Below are 20,241 nucleotides of genomic sequence, written 5' to 3'. Positions count from 1 at the left end.
CAACACATTTGAGTCGCATCCCAGTACTGGACGTATGTTCACGGGAATCGTCGAGGACACCGGCACGGTGGCGTCGGTGGAGTCGACGGACGACGGCCGCAGGCTCCGCATCGAGACGGCGGAGCTGAGCGGGTTCGAGCACGGCCAGAGTATCAGCGTGAGCGGCGTCTGCCTCACCGTCGAAGAGTATGGAGAGAACTGGTTTTCGGCGTTCACGGCGGCGGAGACGCTGGAGAAGACGTACCTCGGAGAACTGGACGCGGGCGACGTGGTGAACCTCGAGCGCGCGCTTCCGGCGGACGGTCGGCTGGACGGCCACATCGTGCAGGGACACGTCGACACGGTCACGGAGGTCGTGGCGGTCGAGCAGGTCGGGGAGGACTGGACGTTCACGTTCGCGCTCCCCGACGGCTACGAACGGTACGTCGCGGAGAAGGGGTCGGTTGCGCTCGACGGCATCAGCCTCACCGTCGCCGACGTGGACGACGACGCCGGAACGTTCGACGTGGCGGTGATTCCGACGACGTACGAGCTAACGACGCTCTCCGAGAAGTCGGCGGGAAGTCCGGTGCACGTCGAGGTGGACGTGGTGGCGAAGTACGTCGAGCGCCTGGATTCGTACTAGTCGATTCTGCGGACGACGCTCTTGAGGTCGGTGTCGCCCTCGTCGTAGCGCGCGGCGTCCGACTCCTCGTAGGCGGTCCCGTAGCGCTTGAGTTTCCGGACGAGGACGGAGAGGAAGAAGCCGTCGTAGAGGACGACGAACGCGATGAACACGAGTGCTTCGGGGATGCCGAGCGGCTGGTAGACGAGGTGGAGGTTGCTGACGGCGGTGTTATAGGTGGCGTGGATGAGCGCGGCGACGAGCAGTCCCTTCACGACGATTGGGCCCTTGTTCTCGGGGTTGAACTTCGCGAGGCCGAGGTAGTAGCCGGCGAACGCGGAGTAGATGACGTGACCGGGGCCGGCGAACGTGCGGACGGCGGCTATCTGGAGGACGGCGATGTCGGCGTTCACGCCGGTCGCCTGGAGGGTCTGGAGCACGTCGCGGCCGATGTAGATGGCGTTCTCGATGGTGGCGAACCCGAGGCCGGCGACGGCGCCGTACACCGCGCCGTCGACGACGGCGTTGAAGCGGTCGCTGCGGTAGGCGTAGAGGCGGACGGCGAGGAGTTTCACGGTTTCCTCGACGGGGCCGACGACGAGGAAGAAGACGACGACCATCCAGGTGATGCCGACGAGGGCGAACGCCTCCTGGAGGAGCGTGTTGAGGACGGCGGCGAACCCGGCGAAGAGGAAGCCGAGGACGAACGTGGCGGCGAGCAGGTGGAGGGGTTCGCCAGTCGTGGTGTCGGTGTGCCAGACGTACGCGACGAGACCGAGCGCTGGGACGACGGAGAGGACGACGTACGCGGCGACGTAGGGCCGTTCGAGGAAGACGAAGCCGAGGCTCGCGGCGAACAGCGCGAACACGACGAGCAGCGCGAGGAGGACGACGGCGTACCTGCTGCTGGTGACGAGGCCGTCGTAGACGGCGACCGCGGCCCGGTCGAGGACGGTGCGGACCTCCCAGTCGGTGATATCGTAGAGGTCGCGGTCGCCCGTGGCGGCGCGCTGCACTGGGTCGCGTTTCTCCGACATGCGCGGGGCTACCGAAGCGGTCCACAAAACCGTTCCCGCCAGAAAATGGGTACGTCATAATATGCCTAAAGGGTGCGGCTTATCTACCAGTCCGTGTCACCAGTTGGTATGGCATTCAGTCAGAGCCGCGGACTCCTGTACACGGAGCCGCCCGAGGAAGAGCGACGAACACCGACAGCCGAGAGCGAGAGCGCGACGCCGGCGCCCGCCGACGACTGATTTTAGGGAGTGCGGTATCGAGGTAGGGATATGTTGTTCGACCAGCGGGTGCGCGCGGAGCTCCACGACGCCGGCGTTGACCCGGCGACCCTCCGCGAGGTAGAGGAGCGGGTGGCGGCGGACGCCCGCGAGACCGCGGCGCGCGTCGAGGACTTCTTCGAGTCGCACGCGACCGTCTACTCCGACATGGACCTGACGCACAGTTCGAGCGAGTATCCCGAGCACGCGGTCGAGTACGCCGACCTGTTCACGCACAGTCAGGACATCCGCGGGTTCCTGCGGTTCGACACGTGGGGCGCGTACGTGGAGAGCGCGCGCGTCCTCGACAAGGAGAACGGGACGCCGACGTTCGTCGAACTCAAACTCGGCCAGGCCGTCCACGACCGGGTGCGCTTCGCGCCCGACCGCGCGAGGCTCGAATGACCGTCTCGGTGCGCGGCATCTACGCCACCGCACTCACCGAACTCCTCGCCGAGGTCGGCGTCACGAACCCCTCCGACCCGATTCGGGAGCGCTTCGACCGCGAGTTCGGCCCGGGTTCCGCGGCGGCGCACGTCTCGACGACGAGCGACCGGCAGGGCGTCGGCGTCACGGGCGACCCCGACACCGTCGACGCTGTCGTCGAACGCCTCCGGAACGTGGGCGTGGACGTGTTCGCCTACCGGGACGGCGCGCCGCGCGGCGCGGTGTTCGAGGGGTACGTGACGGAGACACGGGGCGGCGGCGCGGTCGTGGACCTCGGCGAGAACGAGGGGTATCTGCCGTTCGACGACGCCGAAGGGTACGTGGACGACGGGGAGACGGTGCGCGTGCAGGTCGTGGACCCGAACCCACCGTGGAAGTCCCGGCGGCCGCGCCTCTCGACGGAGCTCCGGGCGTTCGGCGACGCGGCGACGCTCGTCCGCGGGCGGGACGCGCTCGTCGCGGATACTCCCAGTAGTGCGCCCGAACTGGCGCGCACGACCGAAATCCTCTCACCCGAGGTGCCCGACGGCTGGGCGGTCGAGTGGGGGGACGCCGCGGCCGACCTGTCGATGGACGCGCTCGGCGACGCGCTCGCGAACGCCGTCGAGGCGGCGGAGTCGCTGGACGCCGCGCTCGGCGGCGGCGTGGACATCGACGACGTGCCCGCGCGGGTGGCCGTGACGGACGCGACGACCTGGGTGTGGTTCGGCGGGGACGCGCGGCGCGCGCTCGACAACGTGCGACGGCGAGTCACCGAGACCATCGTCGGCCATCACCGCATCAAAGCGGGGAGTTCGTCGGCGAGCACGGCCGTGGACTTCGCGGAGTCGCTCGGCGCGCTCCCCGAGGAGTTCCCGTTCGCGGCGGTGAGCGAACAGTTCGGACCCGCGGCGGGCGACACGGTCGCCATCGAGCACGGGAAGCCGGACGGCCGCCTCATCACGCTCGGCCGCGGCGAGGTCACGGACTGCGACCCGGACGCGGGCCGCGTCACCGTTGAGCGCGAGATGACCGCGGGCGGGACGTACGACGCGCTCGGCGTCGAACGCCAAGAGGGCGACGTGGCGATTACGCGCTTCCAGGAGGGACGGTGGTGGTATCCGACCGTCTACCGCGGCGCGGACGGTACCCGGCGCGGGACGTACATCAACGTGAACACGCCGCTCGAACTCTTTCCGTCGGGTATCCGGTACGTCGACCTCCACCTCGACGTGGTCAAGCACGCGGACGGGCGCGTCGAGCAAGTCGACGCCGACGAACTCCAGGCGTGCGTCGAAAACGGGCTCGTGACGCCGGAGTTAGCGGAGAAAGCGACGGGCGTGGCCGACCGCATCGAGAACGCGTTCCGGGACTAGGACTGAAGCGTCTGCTGGCACTTCACGACGAACCCCGCGAGGTTCTTCGCGATGTCCACCTCGAACGCGAGCACGACGCCGTTCTGCGCTCCCTCCCGGAGATGGATGAGCACGCCGTCCTCGTAGAGTTCGACGCTCGCCCGCACGTCGCCGAACGGGCTGTCCTGCTCCCGGAGGGGTTCGTGGTCGCGCGCGCAGTCGACGATGGCCTGATTGCGCTCTCGGAGTCGCTGGTCCGGGAGGTCGTCGCGGCGGTAGAGCACCTCCCAGCCGAAGGACGTGTACCGGACGCCCGTCCGGAAGTAATCGCCGGCCTCCGCGTTCACGAGTCGGACGAGGCGCGCGTGACGGTCGCCCGCCATCTAGAAGTGGCTCTGGTGGTCCGTCTCGCCCGGCCCGCTCTCGCCGCGGCCGCCGCGACCGCCCTCGTTCCGGTCGATGCCCATGACGGACTCCGCCTGCTCAGTCCCCCAGTTGTCCGAGCCGTCGCTCGCGAAGCGCACCGTCACGTCGGTGACGCGCGGGAACTCCTTCGCGAGTTCGGTCTTGATGCGCTGGGCCGTTCGCGGGCTGATGCCGCAGCCGCTACAGGTGCCGCCGAGTTCGATGACGACCTCGCCCGTCTCCGGGTCGGCCTCCCGGACGGCGCTCGTCCCGCCGTGCATCTTGATGATGGGCATCTGGGCCGTGAGCCAGGTCTCCACCTCGTCGTGCAGGCTGGCGTCGGTCGCGGCATCACTCATTGTATCCACTGTCGGGGTCGAGACTCCTAACTGTTCGGTTCGTCCCGCAGCCAGCGCGCCACTCCCGCAGCGCCCGCCGCGCCCAGCAGAGCCGCGAGCACGCCGAACCCGGGCGTGCTTCCCGAGGACGGCGATTCCGTCGTGGTCGGCGTCCGCGTGGCCGTCGCGGTCGTGGTGGTCGCGTTCGCCGTCGTGGTCGTGGCGGTGAGCGACGGGGCGTCCGGCTGGTAGCCCGCGTGGTCGGGGAACGCGTAGAGCGCGCCGCGCGTTCCGGCAGGGACGCCCGCGTAACTGCTCGCGACGAAGCAGTCCGCGGCCGCGCGGGCGGTCCAGAACGCGGCCTCCGCGGGCTGACGCCACCACGCGAGCTCGAACGGCTCCGCGGGGTCGCGCACGTCGAACAGCTTCACGCCGCCCTGGTACCACGACGTGTAGAGGCGGTCGCCCGCGAGTTCGAAGTTGTGGCTGGTCGTCCACGTTCCGCCGAGTCCGGGGTTGGCGGTTTCGGGCGCGGGGATGTGCGAGAGTTCTCGGGGGTTCGCGGGGTCGGTGATGTCGTAGAGCGTGATGCCGCCCGGCCCGCCGGTCCGGTCGTCCTCCGGGGTCGTCTCCCAGGCTTCGCTGTTCACCGCGAGGACGGAGGCGTCGTCGTTCGGCGCGGCGTAGTGGTGGTTCCCGGGGAGTTCGTACCCCCGGCTCGTCGGCGCGTCCGCGAGGTCGGCGGGGTCGTAGGGCGCGATGTGCGAAATCACGGCCGGGCTCGCGGGGTCGGAGACGTCAAGCAGCCACGTGCCCGCGTCCCAGTGCGCGACGTACGCGACCCCGTCCTGAACGTACACGTCGTGACACGACCAGAGGAATCCCGGCACGTCGAGCCACGCCGGGTTCTCGTCCGCGGCCCCCCAGCGCGCGACCTCCCGCGGCGTCCCGGAAACGTCGACGATGGCGAGCTCGCGGCGGTCGCTGTGGTTCGCGGTGAGGTACGCGTGCGAGTCCGTGAGGAAGCAGTTGTGTATCGGGTAGTCCGTCTCGTGGACGGCCTCGCGGACGGGGTTCGCGGGGTCGCGCACGTCGTAGAGGAGGAGCGCGCTCGGACGCCCCGAGTTCGCGGGACCGACGACCGCGAGGCGGGTTCCGTGAACCTTCACGTCGTGAATCCCGGTGAGGGGGCCGTCCTCGCGGTCGGCGAGGAGGCCGCGGCGCTCCGCGAGCACCGTGAGGTCCGTGGGGTCGCTCGCGTCCACGACCGCGAACCCCGTCGTGGCGGCGACGAATATCGTGGTTCCGTCCGGTCCGACGACGGCCTCCGTCGCGCCCTCGATGGCGACGCTATCCCGTGGTTCGTACGGCTCAGGATGCGCGCTCGCTCGACCCGCGAGCGGAAGCGCGAGCGCCGCGGCGCCCGCCCTGAGCGCGGCGCGCCGGGAAAACTCCATACCGGGCGTTCGCCGGACGCGGAGAAAAACGTGGCGTCCGTCGGAACCCTCTCGTCGCTGGCGGTCGAGGGGTCGATATGCTCTCTCCAGACCTCGAGGGTCGAACGGCGCTCGTGACCGGAAGCGCGACGGGGCTCGGGCGGGCGTTCGCGCTGGCTCTCGCGCGGAACGACGCCGACGTGGCGGTCCACTACCATTCGAGCGACGCCGCCGCGCACGCGACCGCGGAGGAGGCGCGGGAGGCCGGCAGCGGGGACGCAGTTACCGTGCAGGGCGACGTGACGCATCCCGAATCGGTGGACGCCCTCTTCAGCGAAATCGAGGCCGAACTCGGGTCGGTGGACGTGCTCGTGAACAACGTCGGGAACTTCGCGCCGAAACACTGGACGGACATCGGGTACGAGGAGTGGGTGAACGTCATCCACACGAACCTCACCGCGACCTACCTCACGTCGAAGCGCGCGCTCCCCGCGATGCGCGAGCAGGAGTGGGGGCGCGTCGTGAACGTCGGGTACGCCTCCGGCGAGAAGGGGCTGGTGAGTCCGAAGAACTTCCCGTACTTCGCCGCGAAAACGGGCGTCCTGATGTTCACGCGGATGCTCGCCGCCGACACCCAATCTGATGGCATCACCGCGAACGCCGTCTCGCCGTACGTCGTGGAGAACAGCGACGAGTTCCCGGACGACCTCCCGCGCGGCCGGCCCGCCGACTACGCGGACGTGACGCAGGCGCTCCTCTTCTTCTGCGACGAGAACTCGGACTACATCAGCGGGGAAAACATCGAAATCGATGGCGGCTGGCTCCCCGAAAACGTCTGATCGTCTCTTTTTGGTGGAGATTTTTGCGTCGAGCGGTCGCCGGCAGGCGACCCGAGACGGAAAAAGGTCCGTGTAGAACATCGAAATCGATGGCGGCTGGCTCCCCGAAAACGTCTAGACTTCGTTTTGGTGGAGATTTTGCGGCCGAACGCACGTGAGGCCGGAAAAGGTCCGTGTAGAATATCGAGATCGATGGCGGCTGGCTCCCCGAAAACGTCTAGGCTGGCTTCCAGAATACTCTCGGAGAGTTGCGTGAGCGCGAACGTTTTTGAGTGATGGCGGGGAGAGGGAGGTATGCACGAGCGAGCAGCGGAGTTCGCGGGACGCGTGGAGTCCGAGTACGGGTTCCGTCCCGAGGTCGAGGAGTTTCCGGAGGGGACGAAGACGGCGGCGGACGCGGCCGACGCGCTCGATTGCGAGGTGGCGCAGATAGCGTCCAGCATCGTCCTCGTCGAGGGCGACGACGCGGTGGTCGTGGTGACGAGCGGCGCGAACCGCGTGGACACGGTGAAGGTCGCGGACCGGGTGGGCGCGGGGTCGGCGCGGATGGCCGACGCGGACGAGGTGAAAGCGGCGACTGGGTACAGTATCGGCGGCGTGCCGCCGGTGTGTCACGACGGGAGTCCGCGCGTGCTGTTCGACGAGACGCTGCTCGACCACGACCGGGTGTGGGCGGCCGCGGGCACGCCGGAAGCCGTGTGGCCGAGCGACCCCGACGACCTCGCCGAGCTGGCGGACGCGGCGGTCGCGGACGTGGCGGAGAAGTGAGTACAGCACTAGTAGTTCGTTTTCGCCGACCGGGCGGGTCGGAGACCCCGGAAGGTCGGCGGTTCACTCGCACGACCGGAGGACGTGCGAGGCCGACGACGGACGGGAGTGCGAAGCACGAACCGACGGAGGAGCAGTTTTCGTGCAGGTTTTACCGAGCGAGGCCAGCGATGGTGGCCGGAGCGCAGCGTAAAGCGTGCGTCAGTTGTTTTCGAGGGCGTCGAGGATGCAGGCGGCGGCGAGCACGGCTTCCTTGGGCACGTCGCTGGCGTCGTCGATGGTGACGGTGTAGGTGTCCTTGAGGGAGAACTCGCCCTCGATGTCGCCGACGTGGTCGCCCTGCGGGTCGCGTATCTCGTACTTGTTCGGGATGAGGTTCGCGGCGCCGACGAGGTGGCGGAGGACCTGGAGGACCTTGTTCTTCGAGGTGATGGTGGCGAGCGCTTCGCCGGTGTCGGGGTCTCGAATCGTCCAGTTCTCCATGAACCACGACCAGTCCTCGTCCAGAACGACGACGGGGTCGCCGGTGCCGGCGTCCGTGATGGTGTAGTTCCCGGCGACATCCATGATGCCGCCGGCCTTGACGGTGAAGGCGTCCTCGTCGTCGCCGGTGACGAACGGGAACTCCTCCTTGAGTTTGAACATCTTCTGCTTCCCGCGGAGGACGACGTTCCCGGTGTCGTCGCGGACGGTGTACTTGTTCCGGACGAAGGACTGCTTGACCTCGTAACGGTCGCCGGTGAGGTTGACGGTGGAGATGTCGTAGTCGCTCACGTGAGGGGATTGCCGCCGGACGTGAAAAGCCTCGTGGGTGGGACGCCGGCACCGAGGGGTTTTCGTTCGTCCGCGCGTAATAACGGTAACTGATGAGTGAGGACTACATCGAGGTCCGCGGGGCGGAAGAGCACAATCTGAAGGACCTCGACGTGCGGATTCCGCGCGAGGAGTTCACGGTCGTGACGGGGCTGTCGGGGTCGGGGAAGTCGTCCCTGGCGTTCGAAACCATCTACGCGGAGGGCCAGCGGCGGTACATCGAGAGTCTGTCGGCGTACGCGCGGAACTTCCTGGGGCAGATGGACAAGCCGCAGGTCGAGTCGGTGGAGGGGTTGTCGCCGGCTATCAGCATCGACCAGAAGAACGCGGCGAACAACCCGCGGTCGACGGTCGGCACGGTAACAGAGCTCCACGACTACCTGCGTCTGCTGTACGCGCGCGTCGGCGTGCCGCACTGCCCGGAGTGCGGACGGGAGGTCGGCGAGCAGTCCGCCCAGCAGATGGTGCGGCGCGTGATGGAACTCCCGGAGGGGACGCGCGCGAAACTCGCGGCGCCCGTGGTGCGCGACCAGAAGGGCGCGTTCGAGGACCTGTTCGAGGAGCTCATGGCGGAGGGCTATTCGCGGGTCGAGGTCGACGGCGAGTCGTACGACCTCGCGGTCGAGTCCCCCGACTTGGACGAGAACTACGACCACACGGTCGACGTGGTGGTGGACCGCGTGAAAGTGACGGAGGACGCGCGGTCGCGCATCACGGACTCCGTGGAGACCGCGCTGGAGGAAGCCGAGGGCGTGCTGAAGGTCATCGTTCCGGACCCGCCCGAGGGCGCCGAACTCGGCGGCGCGGTCGCGCGCTCGACGGGCGACCTCGCGGGAGCGGAGAGCGACGGCGAGAACGGGGAGGACCGGCTCGTCGTGGAGTTCAGCGAGGACCTCGCGTGCACGCACTGCGGCATCGACATCAGCGAGATCGAGACGCGGTCGTTCTCGTTCAACAGCCCGCACGGCGCGTGTCCGGAGTGCGAGGGGCTGGGGCAGTCGAAGGAGGTCTCGGAGGACCTCGTGGTGCAGGACGCGTCGAAGCCGGTGAAGCACGTGTTCGAGCCGTGGAGTTACAACCGGTCGTACTACCGGAACCTCCTCGACAACGTCGCGCGGCACTTCGACGTGGACCTCTCGACGCCGTTCGAACAGTTGGACGAGGACGTGCAGGAGGCGTTCCTCTGGGGGACCACCGAAGACGTGGTGTTCCGGCGGGAGACGAAGAACGGCGTGCGGCGGAAGGAAGAGCCGTTCGAGGGCGTGATTCCGAACCTCGAACGGAGATATGGGGAAACGGATTCGGAGCGGGTGCGCGAGCACATCGAGGACTTCATGAGCACGACTGCGTGTCCGGCGTGTGACGGGACGCGCTTGAAGCCGGAGTCGCGGGCGGTGCTCGTGAAGGACACCTCGATTACGGACGTGAATCAGTTGAGCATCGGGGATGCTCGCGAGCACTTCGAGGGCCTCGAAGCCGGGATGTCGGAGCGCGACCGCAAAATCGCGGCGGAGATTCTGAAGGAGATTCGGGCGCGCCTCGGGTTCATGGAGGAGGTCGGCCTCGAATACTTGACGCTCGACCGGGAGGCGTCGACGCTCTCCGGCGGCGAGTCACAGCGGATTCGGCTCGCGACCCAGATCGGGAGCGGGCTCGTCGGCGTGCTGTACGTGCTGGACGAGCCTTCGATTGGCCTGCATCAGCGGGACAACGACCGCCTCCTGAACACGCTCGAGGAGCTTCGCGACCTCGGGAACACGCTGCTGGTGGTGGAGCACGACGAGGAGACGATGCGGCGCGCGGACACCATCGTGGACATGGGTCCCGGTCCCGGGCGTCACGGCGGCGAGGTCGTCGCGCAGGGCGACTTCGACGACATCGTCGCGTCCGAGGACTCCATCACGGGCGACTACCTCGCGGGCCGCAAGCAGATTCCGGTGCCGGAGGAGCGCCGCGAGTGGTCGGACACCCTGACGATTCGGGGGGCGCGCCAGCACAACCTCACGGACGTGGACGTGGACCTCCCCGTCGGCGCGTTCACGGCCATCACGGGCGTCTCGGGGAGCGGGAAGTCGACGCTGATGCACGACGTGCTCTACAAGGGATTGGCGCGCGGGATGAACGGGAACACGAGCGTCGACCCCGGCGAGCACGACGGCATCGAGGGCACCGAACACATCGAGAAAGTACGACTCATCGACCAGTCGCCTATCGGCCGCACGCCCCGGTCGAATCCGGCGACGTACACGGGCGTGTTCGATTACGTCCGGGAGAAGTTCGCGCAGACGAAGCTCGCGCAGCAGCGCGGCTACGACAAGGGCCGCTTCAGTTTCAACGTGAAGGGCGGGCGCTGCGAGGAGTGCGGAGGCCAGGGTACCGTCACCATCGAGATGAACTTCCTCTCGGACGTGCAGGTGCCCTGCGAGGAGTGCGGGGGCGCACGATACAACGACGAGACGCTGGACGTGACGTTCAAGGGGAAGACCATCGCGGACGTGCTCGGCATGAGCGTCGAGGAAGCCCGCGAGTTCTTCGAGGCGGACACCCGGCTCGGCCGCCGGCTCAAACTCCTCGAGGACGTGGGTCTGGACTACATGCGGCTCGGCCAGCCGTCGACGACCCTGTCGGGCGGGGAGGCCCAGCGCGTGAAGCTCGCGGAAGAGCTCGGGAAGAAGGCGACCGGGGACACGCTCTACCTGCTGGACGAACCCACGACGGGCCTCCATTCGGCGGACGAGCGGAAGCTGATTCAGGTATTGCAGCGGCTCACGGACCGCGGGAACACCATCGCAGTTATCGAGCACGAACTCGACCTCGTGAAGAACGCGGACCACGTCATCGACCTGGGGCCGGAGGGCGGGGAGCGTGGCGGCGAAGTCGTCGCCACCGGGACGCCCGAGGAGGTCGCGCGCGAGGACGACAGCCACACCGGTCGCTACCTCCGGGACAAACTCCCCGCGGTGGACATCGAGGGGCCGCGTGAGGGCCGCGAGAAGCCCGACGCGCCGGCGCCCGCACAGGACTGATGCGTGTGAGTCGGTGTCGATGAACCCGGCGTAATCGGGTGACACGTGGGTTACTCGCGGGGGCAGTCGCCGCCGCAACCCCGGTGTTCTTCCGGGTTCCAGCCCACTATCCGTGTATGTCCGAGCAGACGAAATCTGACTACATCGACGACGTGAGCGTGGACGAAGAGTGGGACGCCCATCCGAGCGAGAGCGAACTCGAGGAGGCGGTGGAGAGCCTGGAAGCGAGCGGGTTCGAGGTCGAAGTCGTCCCGGACGCAGAGGCCGCGCTCGACTTCGTTCAGGACGAGATTCCCGCGGAGGCGTCCGTCATGAACGGTCACTCCACGACGCTCGAAGAGATCGGGTTCACGGAGTACCTGAACGAGGGCGACCACGACTGGGAGAACCTCCACGCGGAAGTCTTCAGCATCGACGACGACCAGGCGCGCGCGAAGGCCCGCCGCGAGGCCCAGACTGCGGACTACTTCTTCGGGGGCGTGAACGCCATCGGCCGCGAGGACGGCACGCTCGTCGCCGCCGACCTCTCCGGCAGCCGCATCGGCGCGTACCCGTTCGCCGCCGGGCACGTCGTCACCGTCGCGGGCGTGAACAAAATCGTCGCGGACGAGGACGCCGCGCGCGACCGCCTCCAGGAGTACGCGTACGCGTTCGAGAACGAGCGCGCGCAGGAAGCCTACGGCGTCGAGAGCTACCCCTCGAAGGAACTCGTCTTCCGCCAGGAGACCGTCGAGGGACGGACGACCGTCGTCCTCGTCGAGGAGACGCTCGGCTACTAATCGTCGAAATCTTTTGATCGATTGATCACCTACGCCGCCGCATGACGTGGCGGCAGGTGGTTCGGCAGGAACTCGCGCGGTACAGGGAGCAGACGGGGAGCGACTTCGTCGACCGACAGGAGTTCCTGTCGTTCGCGCGCCCGGTGTTCGAGGCCGAGTATCCGGACGCGAACACGCCGGGGCAGACGTTCAGCCGGGTGATGCAGGACCTCCGGGACCGCGGCGAGGTGGACTTCGTTGACGGCGCGGGTACCTACCGGATTCTCGACCTCGACGCGGAGCGAGCGCCGGAATGCGCGATGGAGCGGGATAGCGAACCCGAGTACACCGCTCGCGAGTACGAGACGACGGTCGGCGCGCAGTCGATGCCCGCGGCGTTCCGCGAGTACGTCCTCGACCAGTACGGCCGCCGGTGTCCCGTGTCCGCAGTCGACCACGACCGCCTCCTCGACGTGGCGCACGTCCTCTCGTGGGCGGACCATCCCGAACGCCGCACCGACCCGGAGAACGTGCTTCCGTTGAGCAAGACCCACCACGCGGCGTTCGACGCGGGCCTGTTCACGCTCGACACCGACTACCGCCTCCGGCTCGCGCCCGACTTCACGACCGAGAGCGAGACGCTCGCGCGAACGCTCGTCGAGCAGTCCGCGGAACGCATCGACGTCGAGGTCGCGCCCGAGTACCTCGACCGGCACAACGAGACGCTCGACTGGTGGTAGCTACGCGTACACCGTTCGCACGGCGTCCGCGAGTTCGTTGACGCGTGCTCGGTGCTCGATGGGGTCGCGGATGCCGTTAGTGACGTAGGCGAAGGCGATTCCAGTGCCGGGGTCGGCCCAGGCGACGCTGCTGCCGAGGCCGCCGTGGCCGAAGACGCGGTCGGGGGCGAGCGTGCCGTACTTGTCGTGGGCGGTGCCGGCGCGGACGACGCCCAGTCCGTAGCGGCGGGGGACGGAGAGCGTGGGGTCGCGTTCGGTCTGGGCGTGGACGCGGGTGAGGGTGGCGACGGTGTCGGTGTCGAGGATGCGGTCGTCGCCGATGCGGCCGCCGTTGGCGAGGCAGGCGTAGAAGCGCGCCATGTCCGCGGCGGTGCCGACGCCGCCCGCGGCGGGGATTTCGGCGCGGTGGATGGGGTCGCGGTTGAACGTGGCGGCGGAGTCGCTCCGGTCGAGGCCGAGGCCGGTGGGCGGAGTGCGACAGCGGTCGGGGTCGTCGAATCCGGTGAGCGTCGCGACGTCGTCGGGTTCGGTCTCGGGCAAGCCGATGTGGGTGTGTTCCATTTCGATGGGGTCGAAGACGTGGTCGCGAGCGTACGTGCCGACGGAGTCCCCGCTGACGCGGCGGACGAGTTCGCCGGCGAGGAACCCGAAACTCACGGGGTGGTACGCGGGGTCGCCGAGGTTCCTGGGGGTGGCGTCTTCGAGGATGCGGACGGACGCGTCCCAGTCCGTCCACGTGTCGGGCTGGCGGTCGAGGTCGGTGAGCGCGAGGCCGGCGCGATGCGTGAGCACGTCCGCGACCGTGGTTTTGGCCTTTTCGCTTCCCTCGTCGGCGTACTCGGGCCAGTAATCGGTGAGTGAGTCGTCGTACGCGAGGTCGCCCTCGTCGACGAGATGGTGGACGCACGCGGCCGTGTAGGGCTTCGTGCAGGAGAACAGGACGAACTTCCGGTCGGGCGTCACGGGGTCGCCGTCCGGCCCCGTCTCGCCGCCCGCGAGCGAGAGGACGCGGTCCTCGCCGTCGTACACCGCGAGCTGTGCGCCGTGGTGGAGCCCCGCGTCGAGCTGGGCGGCGAACAGCTGTTCGATTCGGGTCGGGCCGTCCGCGTCGAAGACCGACATACCGGAACCTGGATTCCTGTCGACAAATACGTTCGGCCCAACGGCTTAGTTCGTCGACGCGAAACGACGGGTATGGAGCGGCTGTACGTGTACAACGGCGCGCTCGCGGTCATCGGGGTGGCGGTCGTGGTGCAGACCGCGGTGACGGGCGGGAGCACCCTACTGACCGCGTTCGTCGCCGCCAGTGGCGGCGCGATGGTCGTCGGCGCGGGCTACGACGCGGTTCGGCGCGACCCCGCGGAGTTCACCGTTCCCGCGGGCGCGGTGTTCGCGCTCGTCGTCGCCGCCGGGGTAGCTCTGCTCGGCGCGCTGTTGAACCTCGCGCTCGCCGCGTGAGGTCTCCCAAGACATATCTCGATACGGGGCCTACTGGCCGGTAATGTACGATTTCGCCGTCGTGGGCGTCGGACCGCCGGGCGCGCGGTTCGCGCGGCGGGCCGCCGAGGAAGGCTACGATGTCGTCGCGTTCGAGCGGGGCGAGATAGGGAAGCCGCTCGCGTGCTCGGGCCACGTCAGCCTCGATATCTGGGAGTACGTTCCCGAGGAGGCGCGCGATGAGTTGTTCCAGAACGACATCTACGGCGCGCGCTTCCACACGGGCGGCGCGGGCTCGGAGAGCCACGAGTTCTACACGGAGACGCCGATTTCGAACGCCGTGGACCGCGTGGAGTTGGACAAGACGCTCGCGGAGGCCGCCGCGGACGCGGGCGCGGACGTGCGCGACCACCACACCGTCACCGGCGTCACGGAGCGCGCGGGCCACGTCGAACTGACGGTGAACGGGCCGGACGGCGAGTTCGGGACGGAGGCGCGGATGGTCGCGGGCTGTGACGGCCCGCGTTCGCGCGTTCGGGACGAACTCGGGCTGCCGGAGCCGGAGGAGTTCCTGCACGGCGTGCTCGCGTTCGACCCCGAACCGGATAATCAGGACTTCGTGGACGTTCACCTCACCGTGCCCGGGTTTTTCGCGTGGCGCATCCCGCGCGGTCCGGGCGGCGTGGAGTACGGGCTTGCGGCCGCGCCGTCCGCGGACGGCGACGTGGCGACCCGGTTCGACGACCTCGTCGCGGACTACGGCGTCGCGGAGCGCATCGAACACCGGTGTTCGGGCCTGATTCCGGTCGGCCCCGCCGAGTCGGTGACGAGCACGCGCGGCTTCCTCATCGGGGACGCGGCGGGGATGACGAAGCCGTTCACCGGCGGCGGCATTCTCTACGGGATGACCGCGGCCGACCACGCTGCCGCCACCATCGACCCCTCGAACCCGCGGACGCTCGACGACTACGAGGCCGCGTGGCGGGACGACCTCGAACGCGAGATTCGCCTCGGGAAGCTCATCCGAAAAGGCTACGACGCGCCCGAAGCCGTCCAGAAGCTCGGGATGCGGGTGTTCGAGGGTGAAATCGGCGTGCACATGGACCGGCCGACCAGCCTGTTCTCGGCGGAGCAGGTGCGGTCGATGCTGCGCTAGTAGGTGGGGAGACGGGCCGAGCGGTCGCTCCCCTCGACGAACGGGAGCGCTTCGAGTTCGCCGCGGGTGTCGTCGACGTCGACGGTGGCGTCCGCGGGCGTGTCGAAGTCGACGTACGCGAACGCGAGGTGGGCGTCGAGGGTGCGGCTGTATCGGACGCGCGTGAGTTCGCCCACGGGCTCGCCGTCGTGAAGTACGTCGGCGCCGCCCTCGGTCGTGTCGTCCAGTCGGACGCCGACCAGTCGCTTGCTCGGGCGGCCACGGTTCTCGACCTTCGACACGAGTTCCTGACCGACGTAACAGCCCTTCTCGAAGTCGAGGGCGTTCCGGACGCCGGCGACGTTCGGGATTCTGTCCCGAAGTTCGTACTCGAACAGCGGCGTGCCCGCTTCGAGCGTGAGGGACTCCCAGACGGTGCGGCCGAAGGGAACGGCGTTCAGGCCGCGCGTGAGCAGCGTGTCGAAGACGGTTTCGGCCTCCTCAGCGGCGCACACCACGTCGTACCCTTCCTCGCCCGCGAGGCCGTCCGTCCGCACGACGGTGACGCCGGCCTCGTTGATGCGGCCGCGGTCGAACGTGAGCTGGTCGTCGGGCGGCGTTCCGCCGTGCAGCACGCTCGCGATCTTCTCCGTGGACTTCGGGCCGTGCACGCCGAACACCGCGAACTCCCCCGTCGCCTCCCGGATGTCCACGTCCTCGATGAAGACGTTCTCCCGCCACTCCTCGGCGATGTCGCCCGCGGTCTGCGGGGGCGTGAACACGAGGAGTTTGTCGTCGGCGTTGTAGACGTACATATCGGTGCGGACGCGTCCCTGTGGGTCGAGCAGGAGCGCGTAACAGCCCTCGGTGTCGCGCTCGGGAACGCGATTGGAGACGGCGTTGTCGACGAAGTCGACGCGGTCGTCGCCCGTGACGACGAGCACGCCGTACGCCATCTCGGTCGCGCCCGCAGCGTTCCGGACGGCGCGCTGGGTGCGCTCGGGCCGGCCGTAGTCCGCGGGGAGGTCGCGGTCGCCGACCTCGACGAACGACGCCCCGTAGTCATCGTGGAACTCCCGCAACACAGTCATACCAAAAGGGGAGTGCCGCGCGCGGTTAAAGCCATAGAAAACGGCGTCAGAACGGAAGGCGGTCGAGCACGCGGTCCAGCCACGTCTCCTCGGCGTCCTCGTGCTCGGGTTCGGCCTTCGTGGTGGCGGTGATGACGGTGCGGCCGTTCTCGGTCTCCGCGGTGATGAGGGAGTCGTCCTTGAGGTCGGAGAGCGCGGATTCGAGGGTGTCGATGTCGGCGTCGACGTGCGAGCGGAGTTCGAACACCGTCATTCCCTCGTCGCGCCCGACGAGCGCGTCGAGGATTTCGGTCTGGGGGTGCTCGCGGTCGCGATGTTCGCGCGCTGCCTGCATGGCGAGACGTACGCATCGCCGGCCCTTAGCCGTGTTCCCCGGCGAGCGGTAGTCTTTTGTCGCTGGCTCGGATACGCGTTCGCCAATGGGACTCAGGTGTTCGCTGCTCGGCCACGACTTCGGGGAGCCCGAGGTCGAACGCGAGCGCGAAGAACGCGGAAACGAGGTCGTCGAAACCGTTCGGGAGGTCAAAATCTGCGAGCGGTGCGGGTCGGAGTCGGTCGTGAGCGAGAACACCGAGGTCCGCTCGATCAAGCCCGACCCCCGGGTCGAGAGCGACGAATCGGCGGGCGCAGCGGATGCGGCGGAGTCGTCGCCCGCGCCGGACCTGGAGGCCGCGGTGACGCGCGTCTCGGGGGGCGGGTCGGACGAACACGCCGACGAAGCCGGCGAGTCCGCGGCTGTGGAGGCGGGCGCTGGCGAGTTCGAGGACGTGTCCGCGGAGGAGGACGACGGCGTCATCCTCTCCGACGACACCGCCGAGGAGGAGGAGGAGGTGCCGGCGGACCGTGAACCCGGGCAGTGGCCGGACGCGGACGACACCCGGCAGGACGAACGGGACGTGACCGAGGGCGGCGCGGCGCGCGCGGAGGATGGGGACGTATCGGACGGCGCGCCCGAGGAGGACGAGGGCGCGGAAGTCCTCGACGCCGAGGGCGACGGCGAGCCGGTCGCCGACGCGAGCGAGGCGGAGAGCGAGCACAGCCCGTGGCCGGACGTGGAGGGCGACGACGAGGGGTTCGACGCGAAACCGGGGACGGGCGGCGGCGTCGACCTCGACGGGAGCGGGCAGGCCGCGGCGCAAGCGGAGCCCGCGAGCGAGGAGGAGGAGGACGTGGAGTACGTCGAAGCCGGGTTCGAGTCCACGGGCAGTCTCGACCCCGAGCGCGTCGCCGACGCGGACGGCACCGAACTCGTCTGTCCGCAGTGCGGTCACCGAACGGGCGTGAGCGGGTCGTCGCTGCGCGCGGGCGACATCTGTCCGGAGTGCCGGAAGGGCTACCTCGCGGAGCAGTAGGACACGAAGGGGTTATACTTCCGCCGCGGCTTCTCCCGTGCATGAAGGAGTACAAGATGCGGCGGGGAGAGCACCTCGAAGACAGGATTCCCGACCTGAAGGGGAAAATCGAGGAGTACTTCGGTGATGTCACGACGACCGAGGAGTACAACGGCAGCGACCTCTACGTGGTTGAAGACCCCGACAATCCCGTGTTCGAGCGGATTGTCGCGGGCGCGGTCGAGTACTCGGGGAAGAAGGACAAGCTCGGCGTGGACTTCGTCGAGCGCGAGGCCGCGGAGGTCATCGCCGAGGGGAACGCTGACGCCGCGCAGGACGCCGTGAGCGCGAAGAACAACTTCCTCAAGGAAGTCACGGGTCGAGACGCGAAGTCCCGCCGCGACTCGATGAAGCGCTCGGTCGAAGATGACGCGGACAAGCCGGACGGCGTCTCGTAACCTATCGGTTGAGTTTTTCGCGGCTGATGGAGATGCCGGACGGCGTGACGATGAGTTGGTCGTCGCCCTTCTGGACGATGTCGCCGCCGACCTCCTGGGCGACCTGGCGGAGTTCGTCGATGACGTGGTCGACCATCTTGTCCTCGGTGCGGAGGCGGGTGATGTCGGCGATGACGACGTCGCCGTCGTAGACGGCGTCCTTGATTGCGATGACGTCCTCTTGACCGTCTATTTCCGCGATGTGGACGCTCTTGCGTGCGTCGCCGGCGCTGGTTTCGAAGTCGCCGACGTCGAGTTCGACGTAGTCCTCGGTCGAGCTTCCGCCCGCGCCGAGAATCTTATCCATGAATCCCATACCATAGTCCTCCCGAGGCGCCTCAATAGAGTTTACGGAGGGGCTGCCGGTTCACGGACTTTTACGCGGACGCGTTGATTCTCCACGGGTATGACGTTCAGTATCTGTGTCCGGGAGGAGTACGAGGACGACGACGGCGACACCCAGCACCGGTTCGGGGTGGCGGTGACGACGCGGCTTCCCGGCGTGGGGACGCTGTGTCCGTTCGTCTCCGAGCACGGCGCGGTGGCGACGCAGAGCCTCGTGAACGTCGAACTCGGTCGGAAGGGCGTGGAGTATCTCGGGGACGGGCTCGCGGTGGAGGACGCGCTGGACGCGCTGTTGAACGCGGACGACGGGAAGCCCGAGCGCCAGCTTCACGGCGTGGACGCACAGGGCGAGTTCGCGTTCTCGGGCGACGACTGCGGGGAGTGGTTCGGCGACCTCGTGGGGGAGAACTACACGGTCGCGGGGAACCTCCTCACCGGCGAGGCCGTCATCGAGGAGACGGCGGCGGCGTACGAGGACGGCGATCGGGAGGAGCCGCTGGCGAAACGCCTCATCGACGCGCTCGGCGCCGGGCAGGCGGAGGGCGGGGACAAGCGCGAGGACCTCGAAGTGCAGTCCGCGGCCGTGAAGGTGGCGACGACGGAGGACCGCGAGTTCGACCCGTACTACGACGACCTGCGCGTGGACGCGAGCACGGAGCCCGTGCAGGACCTCCGGGAGACGTTCCGGCTCGCGAGCGAGGGTCAGGAGACGGCGCTCGAGAAGTACGCAGAGGATGCGGAGGATACGGAAGATGTGGAGGACGGAGAGGAGGCTGAGAGCGGAGACGGCGACGGTTCGGAGTAGTCAGGCGCTACGGACGCGGCTAGCGCGGGAGGCGCCGCAGACGGTGCACTCGGTGACGCGGTAGGGTTCGCGGGAGTACGCGCTGTTGTCGCCGTCCGGGCATTCCTGTCGGAGTTCGATAGCGACCGCGTGCGTCGTGGTGGCGTCGCAGACGGGACACGGTTCGTCGCGGAGTGACAGGTCGCCGGCCATCGTGCTTCGGTCGAGAATACACCGACCGCCGTCATATAATTTTCTCCGAAATAGTCAGGGAACGAACTCGTAGAGGTCGTCGCCGACGTGGTGGATGGAGTCGACGACCTTCCCGGAGTCCCCGGTCATCTCGTCGCCGTCGACGAGCGCGCGCCCGACCGCGAGCGCCTTGCCGTGCGTCTCCTCCACGATGACGACGAGGTCGCCCTCGCGGATGGTGTCGTCCGCGTCGACGATACCGGGCCGCATCACGTCCGCGCCGCCGCTCACGAACGAAATGGCGCCCGCGTCCACCGTCACGGTTCCCGTCTCGGGGTCGGCCTCGTTCGCGCCGCGCACGGTGACGAACGGTTCGTCGTCGATGTAGCACGCGAGCGGGTCGCCGTCCACGAGGATGAGGTCGAACTCGGAGTCCGCGAGTTCCACGAGTTCGTAGGTGTCCGCGTCGAACGACACGCCGAGGGTGGCTTCGAGGTTGTCGTTCAGCCGCGACACTTCGTCGCTCCGCAGGTGGTGGCGCGAGGAGATCTCCATACCGTCTCCTGTGTCGGCTCGCCGCTTAAAACGTCCGTCTCGCGATATCGCGTCGAACGGCGCGGGAAGGGCGACACCACTAACTACGGGAC

General features: G+C 68.3%; 24 protein-coding genes. 13 read left to right on the top strand and 11 right to left on the bottom strand.

The features are described from left to right. The first annotated feature begins 34 nt into the window (after window positions 1-34). Complete coding sequence (locus tag U3A55_RS13025) at window positions 35-625, top strand: riboflavin synthase (protein WP_330991931.1); 591 nt, start codon at window positions 35-37, stop codon at window positions 623-625. Here the strand turns inward: U3A55_RS13025 and U3A55_RS13020 are convergent. Beyond that, a complete protein-coding gene (locus U3A55_RS13020; protein WP_330991930.1) occupies window positions 622-1,641 on the bottom strand; it encodes a PrsW family intramembrane metalloprotease in 1,020 nt (339 codons plus the stop codon). The genes U3A55_RS13025 and U3A55_RS13020 overlap by 4 nt on opposite strands. Before the next feature lie 249 nt (window positions 1,642-1,890). Between U3A55_RS13020 and U3A55_RS13015 the strand changes: the two genes are divergently transcribed. Both U3A55_RS13015 and U3A55_RS13010 read left to right on the top strand, forming a co-directional pair. Beyond that, complete coding sequence (locus U3A55_RS13015; RefSeq protein WP_330991929.1) at window positions 1,891-2,283, top strand: DUF7532 family protein; 393 nt, start codon at window positions 1,891-1,893, stop codon at window positions 2,281-2,283. Then, window positions 2,280-3,680, top strand: coding sequence for a DUF402 domain-containing protein (locus tag U3A55_RS13010; protein ID WP_330991928.1), 1,401 nt, complete (start codon window positions 2,280-2,282; stop codon window positions 3,678-3,680). Before U3A55_RS13015 ends, U3A55_RS13010 begins: the two co-directional genes overlap by 4 nt. On the opposite strand, the gene U3A55_RS13005 is transcribed toward U3A55_RS13010, so the two are convergent. Genes U3A55_RS13005 through U3A55_RS12995 form a run of 3 tightly spaced genes read right to left on the bottom strand, consistent with a single transcriptional unit; the run spans window position 3,677 to window position 5,859 of the window. Continuing rightward, a complete protein-coding gene (locus U3A55_RS13005; RefSeq protein ID WP_330991927.1) occupies window positions 3,677-4,042 on the bottom strand; it encodes a hypothetical protein in 366 nt (121 codons plus the stop codon). The two genes, U3A55_RS13010 and U3A55_RS13005, sit on opposite strands and share 4 nt — an antisense overlap. Next, on the bottom strand, window positions 4,043-4,423 hold the full coding sequence (locus U3A55_RS13000; RefSeq protein WP_330991926.1) for a NifU family protein: 381 nt from the start codon (window positions 4,421-4,423) through the stop codon (window positions 4,043-4,045). A gap of 26 nt (window positions 4,424-4,449) precedes the next feature. Continuing rightward, on the bottom strand, window positions 4,450-5,859 hold the full coding sequence (locus tag U3A55_RS12995; protein ID WP_330991925.1) for an LVIVD repeat-containing protein: 1,410 nt from the start codon (window positions 5,857-5,859) through the stop codon (window positions 4,450-4,452). A gap of 77 nt (window positions 5,860-5,936) precedes the next feature. Between U3A55_RS12995 and U3A55_RS12990 the strand changes: the two genes are divergently transcribed. Further along, window positions 5,937-6,677 carry an SDR family oxidoreductase gene (locus tag U3A55_RS12990; RefSeq protein WP_330991924.1) on the top strand — a complete coding sequence of 247 codons (741 nt, stop codon included), beginning with the start codon at window positions 5,937-5,939 and terminating at the stop codon, window positions 6,675-6,677. 294 nt (window positions 6,678-6,971) lie between these two features. Beyond that, window positions 6,972-7,445: a YbaK/EbsC family protein gene (locus tag U3A55_RS12985; protein WP_330991923.1), complete on the top strand. Its 474-nt coding sequence runs from the start codon at window positions 6,972-6,974 to the stop codon at window positions 7,443-7,445. A gap of 201 nt (window positions 7,446-7,646) precedes the next feature. On the opposite strand, the gene U3A55_RS12980 is transcribed toward U3A55_RS12985, so the two are convergent. Beyond that, on the bottom strand, window positions 7,647-8,219 hold the full coding sequence (locus U3A55_RS12980; RefSeq protein ID WP_330991922.1) for an LURP-one-related/scramblase family protein: 573 nt from the start codon (window positions 8,217-8,219) through the stop codon (window positions 7,647-7,649). Window positions 8,220-8,311: 92 nt separating this feature from the next. Between U3A55_RS12980 and uvrA the strand changes: the two genes are divergently transcribed. The 3 genes from uvrA (at window position 8,312) to U3A55_RS12965 (ending at window position 12,782) form a co-directional block, all read left to right on the top strand. Continuing rightward, a complete protein-coding gene (gene uvrA / locus U3A55_RS12975) occupies window positions 8,312-11,284 on the top strand; it encodes an excinuclease ABC subunit UvrA (RefSeq protein WP_330991921.1) in 2,973 nt (990 codons plus the stop codon). Between the two features lie 116 nt (window positions 11,285-11,400). Next, window positions 11,401-12,063 (top strand): lactate utilization protein, encoded by a 663-nt coding sequence (locus tag U3A55_RS12970; protein WP_330991920.1) that lies wholly within the window; start codon window positions 11,401-11,403, stop codon window positions 12,061-12,063. Window positions 12,064-12,104: 41 nt separating this feature from the next. After that, on the top strand, window positions 12,105-12,782 hold the full coding sequence (locus U3A55_RS12965) for an HNH endonuclease (protein WP_330991919.1): 678 nt from the start codon (window positions 12,105-12,107) through the stop codon (window positions 12,780-12,782). Here the strand turns inward: U3A55_RS12965 and U3A55_RS12960 are convergent, their stop codons facing one another. Further along, window positions 12,783-13,904 carry a serine hydrolase domain-containing protein gene (locus tag U3A55_RS12960; protein ID WP_330991918.1) on the bottom strand — a complete coding sequence of 374 codons (1,122 nt, stop codon included), beginning with the start codon at window positions 13,902-13,904 and terminating at the stop codon, window positions 12,783-12,785. A 72-nt stretch (window positions 13,905-13,976) separates the two neighbouring features. Here U3A55_RS12960 and U3A55_RS12955 point away from each other — a divergent pair, with 72 nt between their 5' ends. Further along, window positions 13,977-14,240, top strand: coding sequence for a hypothetical protein (locus U3A55_RS12955; protein ID WP_330991917.1), 264 nt, complete (start codon window positions 13,977-13,979; stop codon window positions 14,238-14,240). Between the two features lie 43 nt (window positions 14,241-14,283). After that, a complete protein-coding gene (locus U3A55_RS12950; RefSeq protein WP_330991916.1) occupies window positions 14,284-15,375 on the top strand; it encodes a geranylgeranyl reductase family protein in 1,092 nt (363 codons plus the stop codon). On the opposite strand, the gene ygfZ is transcribed toward U3A55_RS12950, so the two are convergent. Further along, entirely contained in the window at window positions 15,372-16,445 is a 1,074-nt protein-coding gene (ygfZ, locus tag U3A55_RS12945) for a CAF17-like 4Fe-4S cluster assembly/insertion protein YgfZ (RefSeq protein ID WP_330991915.1), read from the bottom strand. The genes U3A55_RS12950 and ygfZ overlap by 4 nt on opposite strands. A gap of 46 nt (window positions 16,446-16,491) precedes the next feature. Further along, the gene (locus U3A55_RS12940) at window positions 16,492-16,779 is read right to left on the bottom strand and encodes a DUF6432 family protein (RefSeq protein WP_330991914.1); all 288 of its coding nucleotides are present in this window, start codon (window positions 16,777-16,779) and stop codon (window positions 16,492-16,494) included. Between the two features lie 85 nt (window positions 16,780-16,864). Between U3A55_RS12940 and U3A55_RS12935 the strand changes: the two genes are divergently transcribed. Beyond that, on the top strand, window positions 16,865-17,797 hold the full coding sequence (locus tag U3A55_RS12935; protein ID WP_330991913.1) for a DUF7093 family protein: 933 nt from the start codon (window positions 16,865-16,867) through the stop codon (window positions 17,795-17,797). Between the two features lie 41 nt (window positions 17,798-17,838). Further along, window positions 17,839-18,234 carry a DUF5611 family protein gene (locus tag U3A55_RS12930; protein ID WP_330991912.1) on the top strand — a complete coding sequence of 132 codons (396 nt, stop codon included), beginning with the start codon at window positions 17,839-17,841 and terminating at the stop codon, window positions 18,232-18,234. Window position 18,235: 1 nt separating this feature from the next. Here U3A55_RS12930 and U3A55_RS12925 read toward each other — a convergent pair whose 3' ends face one another. Then, the gene (locus U3A55_RS12925; RefSeq protein WP_330991911.1) at window positions 18,236-18,589 is read right to left on the bottom strand and encodes a cell division protein SepF; all 354 of its coding nucleotides are present in this window, start codon (window positions 18,587-18,589) and stop codon (window positions 18,236-18,238) included. Window positions 18,590-18,679: 90 nt separating this feature from the next. Between U3A55_RS12925 and U3A55_RS12920 the strand changes: the two genes are divergently transcribed. Next, on the top strand, window positions 18,680-19,423 hold the full coding sequence (locus U3A55_RS12920) for a DUF1028 domain-containing protein (protein ID WP_330991910.1): 744 nt from the start codon (window positions 18,680-18,682) through the stop codon (window positions 19,421-19,423). Here the strand turns inward: U3A55_RS12920 and U3A55_RS12915 are convergent, their stop codons facing one another. Both U3A55_RS12915 and U3A55_RS12910 read right to left on the bottom strand, forming a co-directional pair. Further along, on the bottom strand, window positions 19,424-19,615 hold the full coding sequence (locus U3A55_RS12915) for a DUF7835 family putative zinc beta-ribbon protein (RefSeq protein ID WP_330991909.1): 192 nt from the start codon (window positions 19,613-19,615) through the stop codon (window positions 19,424-19,426). A 54-nt stretch (window positions 19,616-19,669) separates the two neighbouring features. After that, window positions 19,670-20,149 carry an RNA-binding protein gene (locus U3A55_RS12910; protein WP_330991908.1) on the bottom strand — a complete coding sequence of 160 codons (480 nt, stop codon included), beginning with the start codon at window positions 20,147-20,149 and terminating at the stop codon, window positions 19,670-19,672. Window positions 20,150-20,241: the final 92 nt, after the last annotated feature.

It is taken from the genome of Salarchaeum sp. III, from assembly GCF_036418315.1.
In the GTDB taxonomy this organism is placed as follows: domain Archaea; phylum Halobacteriota; class Halobacteria; order Halobacteriales; family Halobacteriaceae; genus Salarchaeum.
Note: the sequence above shows the minus strand (reverse complement) of the source record. Positions and strands in the feature narration are given on the sequence as shown.